Here is a 15379-nt window from a genome sequence, read left to right on the forward strand (position 1 = left end):
GACCTATCTCCGGGCTAGAAGCCCACGTTATCTTTACCTTTCAACCCAAGGATTTCCCGAGTTTCTGCTGGGGTGGCAATTTCGAGAGAGAACTCACTTAAAATGCGTTTTATTTTCTCGACCTGCTGGGCATTGCTGTCGGCCATCTGGCCTTTACCGATAAACAAACTGTCTTCCATGCCTACTCGCACGTTCCCGCCCATCAGCGCCGCTTGGGTAGAAAATGACATTTGATGTTTACCTGCTGCTAGCACAGACCATTGATAGTCGTCGCCAAATAAGCGATCCGCGGTACTACGCATGTACATCAGGTTTTCTACATCAGCCCCGATTCCGCCTAAAATGCCGAAGATGGTTTGTATAAAGAATGGCGGTTTAATGAGTCCACGGTCGGCAAAGTGAGCCAAGTTATATAGATGGCCTACGTCATAACATTCGTGTTCGAATTTAGTGCCATGCTCAGACATGATGGTCATGATTTTTTCGATATCACGGAAGGTGTTACGGAATATAAAATCATCACTGTTACGCACGTATTCTTCTTCCCAAGGGTGCTTCCACTCCTTGTATCGATTGGCCAGAGGGAACATGGCAAAATTGATACTGCCCATATTCAACGAACACATTTCTGGCTTCACTTTCATGGCGCAAGCAAGACGTTCTTCAACGCTCATGGTAGGACTACCACCGGTGGTTAAATTAATTACCGCATCGGTTTTTTCTTTTATCGCTGGCAGAAAATCCATAAACACATCGGGATCGCCCGTAGGCTGTCCGGTTTTAGGATCCCGCGCATGTAGATGAATAATAGAAGCCCCTGCTTCGGCTGCCTCTACCGAAGCATCGGCAATCTCTTCTGGCGTAATAGGAAGTGCATCAGACATCGTTGGCGTATGCATAGCGCCAGTGACTGCACAGGTAATGATGACTTTACGATTCTTTTTCATCTTTATGCCCTTTTTTGTTTTGTACTTCGATCAAATATTTACTGAGGTTGACTTTCACTGCCTGGGCTTCTTCTTCCGTCCAGGTTTTAAACCCTTTGCCGGTTTTCATGCCCCACTCTTTGCTGTCAACTTTGTGTTTTAAAATGTCAGCAGGCTGAGTGTCATTGTTGAGGCTTTCGAGAATGACGTTGTGAATATCAAGGGTGAGATCTAAACCAACTAAATCTGCGTTTTCGATGGGGCCGAGTACCGGCAAACGTAACCCAAAACTGTTTTTTACAACGGCGTCTACCCCTTCTGCCGAGCAAACACCGTCGTTAATAAGTGCTATCGCCTCACGCCATAGCGCATGCTGCATGCGGTTGCCTACAAAACCAGGCACATCTTTTTTTACGTGTACCGGTTCTTTGCCGGCAAACTTAAGTAGTGTCATCATTTTTTCGATGGCTTCATCACTACTTTGATCGGTCTGCACCACTTCCACTAACGGCACCAAATAAGGAGGGTTCCACCAATGGGTGCCCACTACCTGATTTTCAAAATGCAGGCCTTCAAAAATTTCTTTGATAGGAATAACAGAGGTATTGCTAGCTACCACGGCGGTAGACTTTGTGTAAGGTCGAATGCGACTAAACAATTGTTGTTTTAACTCGCGCTTTTCAGGCACCGCTTCAATAATAAAATCAGCATCGGTCACTGCCTGCTGCAGATCTCCGACCACATTGATGTATTGCAATGCATCGGTACTTAACGACATGATCTCAAGATTCGACGCTATTTTGTCTTTAGCGGTATCTCTGGCAGTGGCATACGGGTCGTAAAGCGTGACAGCGATTTGCTTACACGCAAACACCTGTGCAATACCGCAACCCATTAATCCTGCGCCTAACACCGCAACTTTCGTTGATTCAAACATGTTGCTCATCCAGATAGATAAACGGTGCCCTTATTAAGCGGGCACCGTATGGAAAAATGGATTACTCAGCGCTGCCTTGTTCGATGCGGTAGCTACCGCTTTTGTCGACCATAGCAACCAAACGTACGATACAACCGTCACCGCCTTTCCAGCGCCATGGGAATGCCGCAATAGTGACCCGCTTACCGGTGACTTTGTTGATTTCGCCGCCCACGTTTTCGATACCGCAAATTCCGTTACTTAATAACGCACGGTGACAAGGCTCCCAGTGTGGGAAGTCTTCAATAATCGAACGACCACCAGAGAATTCTTTATATTCGTCTTCCAGATGAGGAATCAGTGGACCTGGGCCATGAGGGCCGATGGCTGTACCAAGAGGATGGTCAAGGGCTTGAACATCGATACCTACCATTTTGACTTTCTTCTTCGCTAACCATTCGCCTGCACACTTGTACAAACCTGGACCATAGTGATAATACTCAGAAGAATCCGCGTAGGTTTCATGCCAACCTGTATTGATAATAACGATGTCGCCTTCGCGAATTTTAGGGGTGGCATTTTCTAAATCTTCTGCGGTAATCACTTCCCACTTCTTCTTCGGGATAGAAACCACCACTGCCGTACCAAAGAAACGAGGAAGCGGCATTTGATCCATAAATGGCGTGCCTTCTACCACGTGTGCGGGCGCATCAATATGAGTACCTGAGTGCATAACTGTGGTAATACGCTGGGTCAACACTCCGGACTTACTCATACCGTGCAGGCGCTCAATTTTCACATCTTCAAAATATGGCCAGCAAGGCTGTCCTAGTCCCCATTCGTGACTGAGGTCATAAAACTCCATGCCAGTATCATTGTTCAGGTTTTCTTCCTGAATCATTTCATCCATATCTTGCTTAGAAATTTTATGTACACGTTTTATATCGTTAATTTTCATATTTAATTACCTTAACCGAATTGCGATACACCTATACCGTGATACGAACACTAACAACATAAAAGTCACCTGTCAATCACATATGATTAACACAATAAACACATAAAATAATCACAAACCATTGTTTTAAAAGGAATATTCAATATACCTTCAAAAATAATTTGTTAAATTATATTTTTTTGAACAGCTCGTTAACAAATTGTTACTAATTGATTGACATCCTTCCCTCTAAACAGGTAGGTTATTATTCAATCGATACAGCTGTACCACAAAGCGGAACGGTCGATCGTGTAATAAATGCAGATTAAAAATAGAAAAATACACTCACAGATCTGAGGGAAATATAATGAAGTCATATAAGTGGAATCCCATCCAACGCACGCTAGCTCTGGCATTTGCTGGTCTTTGTGCACCTGCGGTGCTGGCCCAGGAGGACATAGCTACATCTACTTCAGAAGAAACAAACCCATCTGCTACATTAGAAGTGATTCAAGTCACATCACAAAAAAGAACACAAACACTGCAGGAGGTACCGGCTACAATTTCGGCGATTCCGGCCGGTGTGATGGAAGATTATGGTATTGATGATTTATTCGAGATTGCCAATTTAGTACCCGGCATGGTGTTTTCCCGCGCACCGGATGATGGCCTCGCCCTCACATTACGGGGGTTAGGCACGCCAGCCCGTACACAAAGCTTCGATCAATCCGTGGCCTTGTTCCAAGATGGCATGTTCGTGGGCAAAGGCCGTATGTATTCAGCGGCATTTTTCGACGTTGAACGCATTGAGGTGATAAAAGGCACCCAAAGTACCTTATTAGGAAAAAACACCAGCTTAGGCGCAATCAGTATTGTCACCCGCAAACCCACTGACGATTTTGAAGCCAATATTTCTGCTGGTGTGGAGTTGCAAAATGGGGGCTGGAGTCTGGATGGCGGTGTTAACCTGCCCATAACCGATGATCTCAAGGTGCGGGTCGCCGGTCATTTTGTGGAACAAGATGGTTGGATAGAAAACCTGGCCACTGGCAGAGACGTACCGGAAGACAGTGATCAAGGTGTGCGGGTAACGGCGGTCTATACGCCTACCGATACCCTTTCTGTTACCGCGTCTTATCAACACTCTGACAGTGAACGCATTGGCAATGGTTACCAATACGTGGACAATGGCGGCTATTTTACAGACGATGTACTTGAAATCGTAGGAGAAGCACAACTTGATGACACCAAAACAGCCACCTGTGAAGAATGCCCCAACAACGAAAGCTACCATGATACGTCCGTAGATGCGTTCACCTTGACCATAGAAAAAGCGTTTGATGATTTAACCCTCACCTCGGTGACTTCCACGGCTACCTACGACATCCTCTTTTATGATGATTTCGATTTTGGCAGTGCTTTTGACGAGTACACCTATGTGACCACCGGTGAAGTGGACTATTACAGTACCTATTTTAAGCGGGAAGAGGATTATGATCAGTTTTCCCAAGAGTTGCGTTTAGCCTCGGATGGACGAGAAGACTTTGATTACATGGCCGGTTTGTTTTACTTCAAAAGCGATTGGAACTCGCTGGAATGGCAGAATTACAATACGCCAAACTTTCCACCAGGGGATACGGCGGGAGAAATTTTCAATGGCGCATTTGGCAATGATTTCAAACAAAAAACTGAAACCTTGTCGGCGTTTATCCAATCGGACATCTACCTTTCTGACACCCTAACCCTTGCTGCCGGATTACGTTACACCGACGAAACCAAAGATGTGCAGTTTGATCGTATCCAAGGATCACTGGCCACCTTATGGAACACGGTGGTGAATCCGCCGTTCGAGTCAGACCTTACCTTCTCCGACAGTTTTCTTAACGGTAATGTGTCATTGCGCTATGAAATGTCGAGAAACGTTAGCCTTTATGCCTCCTACGGTTTAGGTAGCAAAACCGGTGGCTTTGCCGAATCAGCAGAGGTTACCAGCGGCGATCCCTCCTTAGATGTATCAGAAGGCGGCGCACGGGTGAAATCGGAAGAAACCCAAACCTACGAGGCGGGAAGTAAAATGGTCTTGTTTGACCGTAAAATGAACCTGAACCTGGCATTATTTTATACCGAAATTGAAGACTTCCAAGAAACGTCCTTTTTGGTCACCGACGCCAGTGCTGGCTTCCTGACACAAAATGTGGATGTGGAGTCTACCGGGTTTGAAATTGATGGCCTTTATCAGCTAAACGATGACTGGCGTCTTAGCGGTGCCCTCACCTATGCCGATAGCGTACACAAAGATGATGGCAGTGATTTGGCTCAAGCGCCCAAGTTTACTGGTAATTTCGGTTATTCCTATATTACGGAACTAAACGTTAACGACTTATTATTCCGCTCTACCGGCTATATACGCTACCGGGATGAAATGGTCAGCCAAATTAATGAAACCTACCCATCTGATAGCTTAACTACCTTAGATGTGACCGCTGGCGTAGAAGCTGGCGATGGCATTTGGGATGTAATGTTGTCAATAACAAACCTCACCAATGCCCGCTCTGCCGACTTTAGCAGCCCGATAGCCGGCCCTGTTGGCGCCATATTGGGTGCACCAACGGGGGATCAGGGGATCACCGCAGAAACTTTAAATCAGCAACGTATGGTTAAGTTACAGTTTAACTACTACTTCTATTAACCTACTTGCCCCAAGGCGTCAGGCATGAGTGTCTGGCGCTTTTATATCCCCCGGCAAGATTGTCGTTCAGTGATGGAACAAGCAATCATGAGCTTTTGTGAATGGCGATCTTTATTATCAATCATATCCAACAGTAAACCCGCCGCCTCCTTGCCTATCACATAGGGCTCCTGTTTCACCACCGTTACAGGCACTTTAAAGAATTCGGTCATGGGAATATCATCAAAACCAATGAGGGAGACATCATCGGGTATAACAATGCCTTCCTGATTTAAATGGGCCAATAATTCAGTGGTAATGGCCAAATGCTGAGTAAAAAACGCCGTGGGAGGATTATCCGATTGTAGTATGGTTTTTGGCGCTTGTTCGAAGCCCGTTTCTCGATGCCAATATTGGATCAAAGACCCACAGAAGGGAACATTGTGTTTGGCTAATGCATCGATATACCCAGTGTAACGCTCTTTTCTCGACTTTACGTTTTCAAAGGTTTGGGTCATAAAGCAAATACGCCGATGACCTAACTGGATGAGGTACTCGGTGGCATCGAAAGCCGCTTGACGATAGTCAGACAACACGATGTTCTGTTCACTGCCATCGTGTTCTAACTGAAAATGCACCACCGGCATCCCCTTTTCCATATAGTCAGCAATAAGGGCATTATTTTTACCCGACGAGGCAATAATAATGCCGTCCACCCGCATTTGATAGAGGGCTTCTAGCGCCTGCGCCTCTACCTCAGGATCAAAGTCAGTACTAAAAATTTGTGCGTTATATTGATGCTTACGACAAAAATCATCTACCCCGCGAATGGTTCTACAGGTATCAAAACCAGTGATATCCCGAACAATCACTCCCACCATTCGGGTTTTTTTCCCTTTCAGATTGCGGGCCGTGGGGTTCGGGGTGTAATCCAACTCTTTAATTGCCGCCCGTATTCTTTGTTGGGTTTCCTTCGACATATAGTCGAACCGCCCATTAAGGTATTGAGAGACGGTACTATTTGACACTTTCGCCAGACTTGCGACATCGACCAGTTTTGCTTTTTGCATGAATAGAGTAGGTTTACAATGTTGTTAATGTATTGTTGACATTGTGCATGACTATGGTAGCTTCATCAACTAAAACGTTTTACTAAAACGTTTTATGTCCAGTTAGAGAGGAGACTTGGGTGAAAATTTCAGCGATAAAAGTATTCGTGTGCAATCCCGGTAGAAACTTTGTCACCGTAAAAGTGATTACCGATGAAGGCATTTACGGAATTGGTGACGCCACATTAAACGGTCGAGAAATGGCCGTGGTCACCTGTCTTGAAGAACACATCATCCCCTGTCTCATTGGCCGTGATCCCCACGCTATTGAAGATATATGGCAGTATCTGTATCGCGGTGTTTACTGGCGCAAAGGGCCGGTTAACATGGCCGCCATCGCTGCCATTGATATGGCATTGTGGGACATCAAAGGCAAAGCCGCTAATTTACCCGTGTATCAGTTACTTGGTGGTAAAAGTCGCACCGGTGTCACCCTATACGCCCATGCCAGCGGTAGCTCCATTGAAGACACCTTAGATAAAGCAGAAGCCTTGCAACAGCAAGGATTTAAAGCCATTCGCTTACAATCAGCCATTCCCGGACTCAATGTGACCTACGGCGTGCTCGGCGATAAAAAAGATTACTTTGAACTACAAGGTAACCGCCCCCTTCCGCCGGAAGAAACTTGGTCAACCCAAAAGTACTTCTCCATGATCGAAGACTTGTTCAAACGAGGGCGTCAGCGTTTAGGGAATCACATCCATTTGCTTCATGATGTACACAGTCGCCTAACCCCAATAGAAGCAGCACGCTTAGGTAAACTGCTTGAACCCTATCATTTATTGTTCTTAGAAGATGCGGCTATTGCTGAGAACCAAGCCAGCTATGAAGTTATTCGACAGCACACCACCGTTCCTTTAGCCATTGGTGAAACCTACAACAGTATATGGGAATGCAAAGATCTCATTGAAAATCAGCTTATTGATTACATTCGTACCGCGGCCACCCACGCCGGCGGGATCACTGCCCTGCGACGCATTACAGATTTTGCCAGCATACACAATGTGAAAACCGCCCCCCATGGCGCGCCGGACCTTTCCCCTGTGTGTTTTGCTGCTCATATGCACATTAATATTTGGGCACCCAATTTTGGCATTCAGGAATTTGTCGGCTTTGGCAATGACAAGCTTAACGACGTATTTTCCCATAATTTTAGTGTATCAAATGGCATGGCAACCATGACTGACGCCCCCGGCCTTGGCGTGGATTTTGACGAGGAAGCGGCGGCGAAATACCCCTACAAACGATCTTACCTTCCCGTCAGTCGACTTGAAGACGGCACCGCATGGCATTGGTAATCACCCATAAATAGACAGCGCGATAGAAAGAAGGAATATAAAATGAAAAAACCGCTCACCGTTTTGATTCAGGGCACAGGCTTTGCCGGACAAGGCCATGCGGAGGCATTTCGCTACGCTGGTGTGGACGTTATCGGCATGGTAGGACGCACCGAAAGCGTGGTGACAAAAGTCGCCGAAGAAATGGCCATTCCTTATTCTGGCACCAACTGGAAACAAGCCTTGGCCGAATTAAAGCCTGATATTGTTTCTATTGCTACGCCCGGCGGTGCCCACGAGCAAGCGATTATTGATGCCATCGAGGCCGGCTGCCATGTGTTTAGTGATAAGCCATTAACCACCGATGGTCCATCAGCGAAAAAACTCGCCTTGTTAGCGGACGAAAAAGGGGTGAAAACCGCTTTTGCCGCCAGCTTTCGTTATATGCCCGATGTGATACATGCAAAACGTCTGGTTGCCGAAGGAGCTATTGGTGAGCCTCAGGAAATTGAATGTATCTCTCACTTTAACTTAGAAAAACACATCCCCTTTGGTTGGTCTCATCGCGCTGAAGATGGCGGTGGTCGGTTGAATAATAACTTCACCCACAAACTGTCTATCGTTACCTCCATCGTCGGTGAGAAGATCCTTTCAATGATGGGGGAAGTGCGAGACGATTTACAAAAAGCCCCCATTGTGGAAGGCGTTCACAACTTTAAAAAGCGCCGGGAGTTTATTCCTAAGGACATCCATGATCCTAACCTGAAATGGGGTAAATCCAATGTGGAGTGGTCGTATACCGTACTGGCTCAGATAGAAAGCGAACTTGCCCATAAACCGGTGTCTGTCCTATTTAAACATGGTGGTCTACACCCCCGTTTTCACGAAGATCATGTGGTTATATACGGCAGTCACGGGGCCATATACATAAAAGGCCATTATGCCAGTGGCCCACTGTATTTATACGATGAAAACGGTCAATGGGTTGAGACACCACTACCTGAAGATATTGTGCAAAACCAACCTGAAGGCGAAGGTGACACCGAACGCAACTGGCGTTACCTCATTCGAGAACTGGTACAGGATATTAAAGGCGAAGCCGTCGCGCCCTACCAAACCTTTAAACAAGGTGCTCAATACCAGCAATTAATCGATTTAATTCGACAAAACGATAATTGGGTTGATGTGACTCATCTTCAATAAAAGGCCGTCTCATGGTGTATGAATATCTGGTTATCGCAGGGTACTTTTTGCTGATCCTGGGAATAGGTTTTGCATTTAAGTCAATGGCAAAAAACTCCACCAGCGATTACTTTCGCGGTGGAGGACGCATGCTGTGGTGGATGGTGGGCTCCACTGCCTTTATGGCCCAGTTTTCGGCATGGACATTTACTGGCGCAGCAGGCAAAGCCTTTACCGATGGCTTTGCCATCAGTTTAGTCTTCTTCGCCAATACCTTTGCTTACTTTTGTGGCTGGCTGTATTTTTCTGCCCGCTTCCGGCAAATGCGTGTCGACACGCCTACCGAGGGTATCAAACGTCGCTTTGGCCCTGAAAACGAGCAGTTTTTTTCTTGGGCGTTAATTGTATTTAGCATGATCAACGCCGGCGTATGGCTCAATGCGCTGGGCGTATTCTCCAGTGCCGTTTTTAATGCCGATATTAGCTTAACCATTGTGATCACAGGGCTTACCGTATTATTTGTTTCTGTGTTGTCCGGCGCGTGGGGAGTCGTCGCTTCGGATTTTGTGCAAACCCTCATCGTCGCGGTGATCTCCATTGCCTGTGCTATCGTTGCCTTAGTCAAGGTGGGAGGGCCTGTTACCTTGGTCAACGACTTCCCGGTGGATTTTGTCATGGGGCCGGATATGAATTACGGCATTTTATTGTTTGGTACCTTCATCTTCTTTTTAACCAAACAATTAATCACCATCATGAACCTCAACGATTCTTTTCGTTTCCTTAACGCCAAAGACTCGGTGAATGCACGAAAAGCCGCTCTACTGGCCATGGTATTAATGGGGATAGGCAGCATTATCTGGTTTATTCCACCCTGGGCCTCTGCCATCTTGTACCCTGACGCTGCTGCCGCTTACCCTGAACTGGGCAATAAAGCCGGCGATGCGGTGTACTTGGTATTTACCCGCAATGCCATGCCTGTTGGCACCGTAGGCTTGCTGTTGGCGGGCTTGTTTGCTGCTTCCATGTCTTCCATGGATTCGGCGTTAAATAAAAACGCCGGTATTTTTGTGCGCAGTTTATATCAACCCTTTTTGCTTAAGCGAGAAACCGCCGTCACCGACAAACACCTGCTTCGTGTTAGTCGCGTGGTGAGTTTTATTAGCGGGATCTTAGTCATTATCGTGGCATTATTCTTTAAATCGTTGAAAGAGCTTAGTCTTTTTGAACTGATGATGAATGTGTCTACCATGATCCAAGTACCATTATTGATCCCCCTTATCTTTGGGCTATTGATTAAAAAGACGCCCCAATGGGCACCTTGGGTTACGGTTGCTATTGGGCTAAGTGTGTCGTGGATAATGACCTATGTCATCACCCCAGATACGTTTGCCCAATGGATAGGCCTCGCCCAACCTTTCACTCGGCGAGAGTCCGTTGATGTGGGGTTAATGCTTATGATTGTGGCCCATCTCGTTATTACCGCCGGGTTCTTTTGTGCTACCACCTTGTTCTACAAACCTCAAAACGACGGGCACCGAGCAGAAACCGATCGTTTCTTTAGGGATATCGAAACCCCAGTGATCGCCGACTTTGAACAAGACGACTATGATCGTCAGCAACGTAATAAGCTGGGACTGATGGTTATTATTATGAGCGCAGGCATGGTGGTGATGATGGCGATCCCAAACCCTCTTTGGGGTCGGCTGGTGTTTTTATGTTGCGGTTTAGTGATGTTTGCCATTGGTTGTTTGCTTAAATACAGCGCTCGACCGGTCAACACCCCACCCCAAAGTAAAGGTGAATTATCATGAAGCAGCAAAATTTGGCCACGGCGTGCCTTATCCCCCCTATCAAGGAGCTCCTTTGCGTGGCGAGTTTAATGCTATTTTTACATGGCTGTAAGCTAATCCCTCCCGCCCCTTCGGTAACGTTAACCCACGGCGTAGATCCGTCAGCGGGTTCAGCCTTATCGGCGTATATCATTACTACCGACAACGCCACCTACTACTTGGAAAAGTCCGGTGGCGGTCTCTCAAGCCTTATGGACAAAGCGGGTAACGATTGGATAGGGTTTAACGATATAAAAGGTTCAGGCTGGAAAGGGGAATATCGAGGCTTTCCCAATGCGGTGCACAAGCAAGACGGTAATTACTTCCATGCCATGAATGCCGGTACGGACCCCTCTACCAGTGAAGTGACTATCGAAGAGCCAGACCATGTACGCATCCTGTTTACCTCAGAAAACGGGCAATGGGAAGGTCAGTGGGATTTTTACCCCACCCATGGAGACTTTACAATGACCAAAGTCAGCCCCGGCTATGCTTACTGGCTTCAGTATGAAGGTGTACCCGGGGGAGAAATGGACGACACAGATTTTTGGTTTAATTCAGCATCATCACAAAAGCACCTTATCGAAGAGACCTTCTCTGGAGACCTACCAGCGCCAGAATGGATCGCATTTGGAGATAAAGATACCCCTCGAATGTTGTATTTTCTCAAGCATCAAGACGACAACTATCCCGATGATTATGTGAGTCGCCCTTTTATGACGGTAATGGGGTTTGGCCGACAAAACAAAGAGAAATTCTTAAATGAACTGGTGCGTGTTTCCTTCGGCTTTGTAGAATCAGTCCATTATGACAAGGTGCAAGACACAGTCACCCAGTTAACGACCCCTACCCAATAAGCCAATCGCTGTCTTCGTAGGCCGCTGGCGTGGTTAACCATTCACCCCATTTTTAAGCCAAAAAAAAGAGTCCCGAAGGACTCTTTTTTTCAATTAGTCACACGATGCCACGTGTTCCGATAACAGAGAGGTGGCTATATCCAGTACGGGTTCACCATTGTACAGCCCCTTGATTATCGGTAGGTAAGCTTGGCTAAATACTCGGTCTTGCGCCAATTCACCAAATACCGACTCTAGCTTCAAAAATGCCAGTGGATCTTCAGCTGTGCCTGATGCCGCCTGATGCAATGCATCTGCCATGGCATCTTGAATTTGCAGTGGCTTGCCGTCTTCAGACGCCTGTTTATCTGAGTAATAACACCACGCAGCAAGGGTCAATGCACTTAATTGAACACTGCCATTTGCGCTCAGGTTATCTTTTATTGTTGGCAGCAAAAATACCGGGATCTTTGCAGAGCTTTCAAGGCATATACGAGACAACGCATCTTTAATGTAAGGGTTGGCAAAGCGAGACAGCAATACCCCTTTATATTCTTCAACATCGATACCGTCTACAGCGTCGAGAGTTGGCATAACCTCAGAGCTCATAAATGCGGATAACAATTCACGCAGCTTAGGTTCTGCCATCGCGCCATGAATGGTGTCGAGTCCGGCCACAGAGCCCACTAAACCGAGCACCGAATGGCCGGCATTGAGCATGCGAAGTTTAAGTTTTTCGTACGGTGCCACATGGGGAACAAACTGTGCCCCCACTTGTTCCCAATGGGGTCGTGAATCAGAAAATAAATCTTCGATAATCCACTGATGGAAAGGTTCACAAACCACAGGCCAGCCATCGCTAAGTCCCATTTCCTGTAACTTTTCGCGATCAGCATCCACAGTAGCCGGTGTAATCCGATCAACCATGGAATTAGGAAAACAGACGTTTTGTTCTACCCAGTTGGCAAACGTGACATCAGTGAGACGAATAAAAGATAACAGCATCTTTTTAAGCACGTCACCATTATGCTGAATGTTATCACAAGACATAATGGTAAACGGTGTTTGACCAGCCGCTTTTCTTTGCTTTAAGGCCGCCGTTAAAAAGCCAAATACGGTTTTAGGTGTTGCCGGATTGGCAAGATCGAACTGCACATCATCATTATTGGCAATGAAGTTACCGGTAGTAGGATCAAAGTTATAGCCACCTTCGGTGATGGTCAGCGAGACAATCTTTGTCTGTTTGGCCGCCATTTGGTCTATAACCCTGGCAGGATCATCTGAAGCCATTAAAAAGTCCGTCATGGCGCCAATAACCCGCGCCTTGTGCTCACCACTACCATGCTTTTCAATGAGGGTGTAAAGATAGTCTTGAGCAGCAAGAATATCTTGCATACGTCGGTCGCCTTCGCGCAAACCTACCCCGCAAATCCCCCAGGATAAGTCGCCAGTTTTTTCCATAATGGCATCAACATACATGGCTTCATGTGAACGGTGAAACCCGCCCACTCCAACATGTACAATACCGGCGGTTACCTTTTCCACCGGATAACCTGGGACAGTAATATGCTCAGGTAGTTGGTTTAGCTTATCCCTGCTCAGTGAAATGCATGATTGCGGTTGCATATAAACCCCTTATTTGACGAGTGCTTTTTGGCGACGCATCGCCCAATAAGCAGTAGAAAAGTAAATCAGTGTGCAAGCAAAGCCTAGGTTGAAAAACAAATCACGGTTGCTTTCATAACTTGCAATATCAGCGCTCAACAGGAAGGTGTTTCCTGCCATGATAATGGTAACGATGAGGCTGGCCACTGATACAAAACGTAAGACACGAGTAACCGGTGAGATATCATCAACATGGTCGGGCAGTTTCGCACCTTGCTCTGTTTGATAAACTTCCACCTGTTCACAGAAGGCCTTCATCTGCGCTTTTTCTTCGGTGTAGTCTTCTTTCGCGCCATGTTTACCCGCTAATACGGTGTAGACGAAAATGGTAAAGAACCACGTAGGAATGAACAAATAGTAAAAGGAAATGACATCTAACGCATTAAGTCCAAATCCAAACACCAAGCCTAAGCCCCAGCTAGCGACAGCGGGTGTGCTATGGGTAAGTTCACGGTAGTGTGCCCAGTAACGGGTGTAGCCAATCTTCGGAAAGATAACATGTTCAGCAAATACAATTGCGCCCACCGGCACCACCAATAAACCCGCATAGGTGAGCAACGGCAGTAATTTTGTAAAAACAAAAGGAAAACACGCAATACATACGGTTACTGCACCAACAATTGCCGTGGTTTTATTTCGTGATTTATCTTTGAAAATAGCTTGAGCAGCCAAACCTGCGCGATACAAGTTGGCATTGGCGGTAGTCCAACCGGCGACAATCACAATAACCAACCCAGATAAACCCAATGCATGATAAGCAACATCACCTGGATCAAGCTGAACAATGGATTTTTGGACTAGTACGGCGGTACCCGCCCCCATAATACCGGCAGAAATCCACGCGATATAGTGACCGAACAACATACCCGCAGAGGTACATAAGCCGTAGCGTTTACGTTTAGCATAACGCAACAAAGCCATATCAATTAAGCCAAAATGGGTAATGGTGTTAGCCGCCCATGAAAAGCCAATCACTTCCATCAAGCCAATACCTGGCTCGCCGCTTTGGGTTAACCCTGTCCATACAGACGTAGAACCGATCTCCATGAAATCAGCCCAGCTGGACACCGTGGTCGAGCCGATAACGGCATCGGCCAGCACAGGCATAAGCACTAAGGGGCCAGCAATAAACATGGTAAACAACCAAGGGGCACAAATACGAGAGAAGTCTGAAACGGCATTAAAACCGTACATGGCTACCAGAACAACAATCACGCCCACAGCCGCTACCACACCAACAAATGCCATGTTGGTGGGATACCAATTAAGCTGAGCGGGAATATCCAGCGCAAACCGCACTGCCGTTGCTGATACGGTGATCATGGCGGCGGAGATAACCGTGAAGATAATAACGTTAGCCCAGTTATATAACTTGGTCATTGAATCGCCAGCGATTCTTTGCAAATAGGTATACAAGCTAAGGCGAGTTTCCACCGCGATTGGGGTGGTAATAAGTGTCCAACTCAGTACAGCCAGGAGGTTCCCCACCAGCAAACCAAGTAAAATATCTGTCATTGTTGCCCCGAGGGCCACAAAAGTCGCACCAAAGACAAACTCGGTGGCAGCAACGTGTTCACCGGCATATAAACCCATGAAATGTTTCCAGCCTTTTAGCTGGTGTTTGGCAACGGGAAGTTGCTCATCGCTGATCTGTGATATATCAATCTTATTTGAAGTCGAACTCATTTTTTTCTCGCTTCATTTGCACATAAAACTTGGCTGACAATAGCAACGAGTTTTTCTTATATCGTTCGTCGCATGAATGAGCATTTACCCCTCCCATGAGATATAGCCCACGCGGATAGTTACATAACCGCGTAAAAATGTAAACAGATTTAACAGAACAATAGTTACATAATCGTTAACAGTTTCTTACATCACATCCTAATTACTTATATCATTTTTCAATAAAATGCCGCAAAAAGCTGTTTTACCGGCTTTTTTCACATAAACCGACATTCCATTGAGGTCATTTGTTAGACAAACGTAAATGAGAAAAGCTCAACCAATAATTGAATATGAGCAAATACTCAC

General features: G+C 46.3%; 11 protein-coding genes. 5 read left to right on the forward strand and 6 right to left on the reverse strand.

What is annotated here, in order from left to right:
- Window positions 1-14 precede the first annotated feature (14 nt).
- The 3 genes from KO501_RS13695 to KO501_RS13705 form a co-directional block, all read right to left on the reverse strand.
- Complete coding sequence (locus tag KO501_RS13695) at window positions 15-947, reverse strand: 3-keto-5-aminohexanoate cleavage protein (RefSeq protein WP_216030229.1); 933 nt, start codon at window positions 945-947, stop codon at window positions 15-17.
- Entirely contained in the window at window positions 931-1863 is a 933-nt protein-coding gene (locus KO501_RS13700) for a 3-hydroxyacyl-CoA dehydrogenase NAD-binding domain-containing protein (RefSeq protein ID WP_216030230.1), read from the reverse strand. Before KO501_RS13700 ends, KO501_RS13695 begins: the two co-directional genes overlap by 17 nt.
- A 61-nt stretch (window positions 1864-1924) precedes the next feature.
- A complete protein-coding gene (locus tag KO501_RS13705; RefSeq protein WP_216030231.1) occupies window positions 1925-2800 on the reverse strand; it encodes a cyclase family protein in 876 nt (291 codons plus the stop codon).
- Between the two features lie 346 nt (window positions 2801-3146).
- Between KO501_RS13705 and KO501_RS13710 the strand changes: the two genes are divergently transcribed.
- Window positions 3147-5468, forward strand: coding sequence for a TonB-dependent receptor (locus tag KO501_RS13710; protein WP_216030232.1), 2322 nt, complete (start codon window positions 3147-3149; stop codon window positions 5466-5468).
- Between the two features lie 41 nt (window positions 5469-5509).
- Here the strand turns inward: KO501_RS13710 and KO501_RS13715 are convergent, their stop codons facing one another.
- Window positions 5510-6517, reverse strand: a complete 1008-nt coding sequence (locus KO501_RS13715) for a LacI family DNA-binding transcriptional regulator (RefSeq protein WP_216030233.1) — start codon at window positions 6515-6517, stop codon at window positions 5510-5512.
- Window positions 6518-6636: 119 nt separating this feature from the next.
- Between KO501_RS13715 and manD the strand changes: the two genes are divergently transcribed.
- The 4 genes from manD (at window position 6637) to KO501_RS13735 (ending at window position 11701) form a co-directional block, all read left to right on the forward strand.
- On the forward strand, window positions 6637-7854 hold the full coding sequence (gene manD / locus KO501_RS13720; RefSeq protein ID WP_216030234.1) for a D-mannonate dehydratase ManD: 1218 nt from the start codon (window positions 6637-6639) through the stop codon (window positions 7852-7854).
- 42 nt (window positions 7855-7896) lie between these two features.
- Window positions 7897-9036: a Gfo/Idh/MocA family oxidoreductase gene (locus KO501_RS13725; RefSeq protein ID WP_216030235.1), complete on the forward strand. Its 1140-nt coding sequence runs from the start codon at window positions 7897-7899 to the stop codon at window positions 9034-9036.
- 11 nt (window positions 9037-9047) lie between these two features.
- Entirely contained in the window at window positions 9048-10826 is a 1779-nt protein-coding gene (locus KO501_RS13730; protein ID WP_216030236.1) for a transporter, read from the forward strand.
- Window positions 10827-10894: 68 nt separating this feature from the next.
- Window positions 10895-11701: a hypothetical protein gene (locus KO501_RS13735; RefSeq protein ID WP_252728468.1), complete on the forward strand. Its 807-nt coding sequence runs from the start codon at window positions 10895-10897 to the stop codon at window positions 11699-11701.
- Window positions 11702-11794: 93 nt separating this feature from the next.
- On the opposite strand, the gene KO501_RS13740 is transcribed toward KO501_RS13735, so the two are convergent.
- A complete protein-coding gene (locus tag KO501_RS13740; RefSeq protein ID WP_216030238.1) occupies window positions 11795-13306 on the reverse strand; it encodes a mannitol dehydrogenase family protein in 1512 nt (503 codons plus the stop codon).
- 9 nt (window positions 13307-13315) lie between these two features.
- The gene (locus KO501_RS13745) at window positions 13316-15031 is read right to left on the reverse strand and encodes a hypothetical protein (RefSeq protein ID WP_216030239.1); all 1716 of its coding nucleotides are present in this window, start codon (window positions 15029-15031) and stop codon (window positions 13316-13318) included.
- Window positions 15032-15379: the final 348 nt, after the last annotated feature.

The organism is Alteromonas sp. C1M14 (genome assembly GCF_018860965.1).
In the GTDB taxonomy this organism is placed as follows: Bacteria; Pseudomonadota; Gammaproteobacteria; order Enterobacterales; family Alteromonadaceae; genus Alteromonas.

Bases quoted from the DNA above. Each gene is read 5' to 3' on its own strand.
- KO501_RS13695 (WP_216030229.1), bottom strand. From the start codon at position 947: ATGAAAAAGAATCGTAAAGTCATCATTACCTGTGCAGTCACTGGCGCT.
- KO501_RS13700 (WP_216030230.1), bottom strand. From the start codon at position 1,863: ATGTTTGAATCAACGAAAGTTGCGGTGTTAGGCGCAGGATTAATGGGT.
- KO501_RS13705 (WP_216030231.1), bottom strand. From the start codon at position 2,800: ATGAAAATTAACGATATAAAACGTGTACATAAAATTTCTAAGCAAGAT.
- KO501_RS13710 (WP_216030232.1), top strand. From the start codon at position 3,147: ATGAAGTCATATAAGTGGAATCCCATCCAACGCACGCTAGCTCTGGCA.
- KO501_RS13715 (WP_216030233.1), bottom strand. From the start codon at position 6,517: ATGCAAAAAGCAAAACTGGTCGATGTCGCAAGTCTGGCGAAAGTGTCA.
- KO501_RS13725 (WP_216030235.1), top strand. From the start codon at position 7,897: ATGAAAAAACCGCTCACCGTTTTGATTCAGGGCACAGGCTTTGCCGGA.
- KO501_RS13730 (WP_216030236.1), top strand. From the start codon at position 9,048: ATGGTGTATGAATATCTGGTTATCGCAGGGTACTTTTTGCTGATCCTG.
- KO501_RS13735 (WP_252728468.1), top strand. From the start codon at position 10,895: ATGCTATTTTTACATGGCTGTAAGCTAATCCCTCCCGCCCCTTCGGTA.
- KO501_RS13740 (WP_216030238.1), bottom strand. From the start codon at position 13,306: ATGCAACCGCAATCATGCATTTCACTGAGCAGGGATAAGCTAAACCAA.
- KO501_RS13745 (WP_216030239.1), bottom strand. From the start codon at position 15,031: ATGAGTTCGACTTCAAATAAGATTGATATATCACAGATCAGCGATGAG.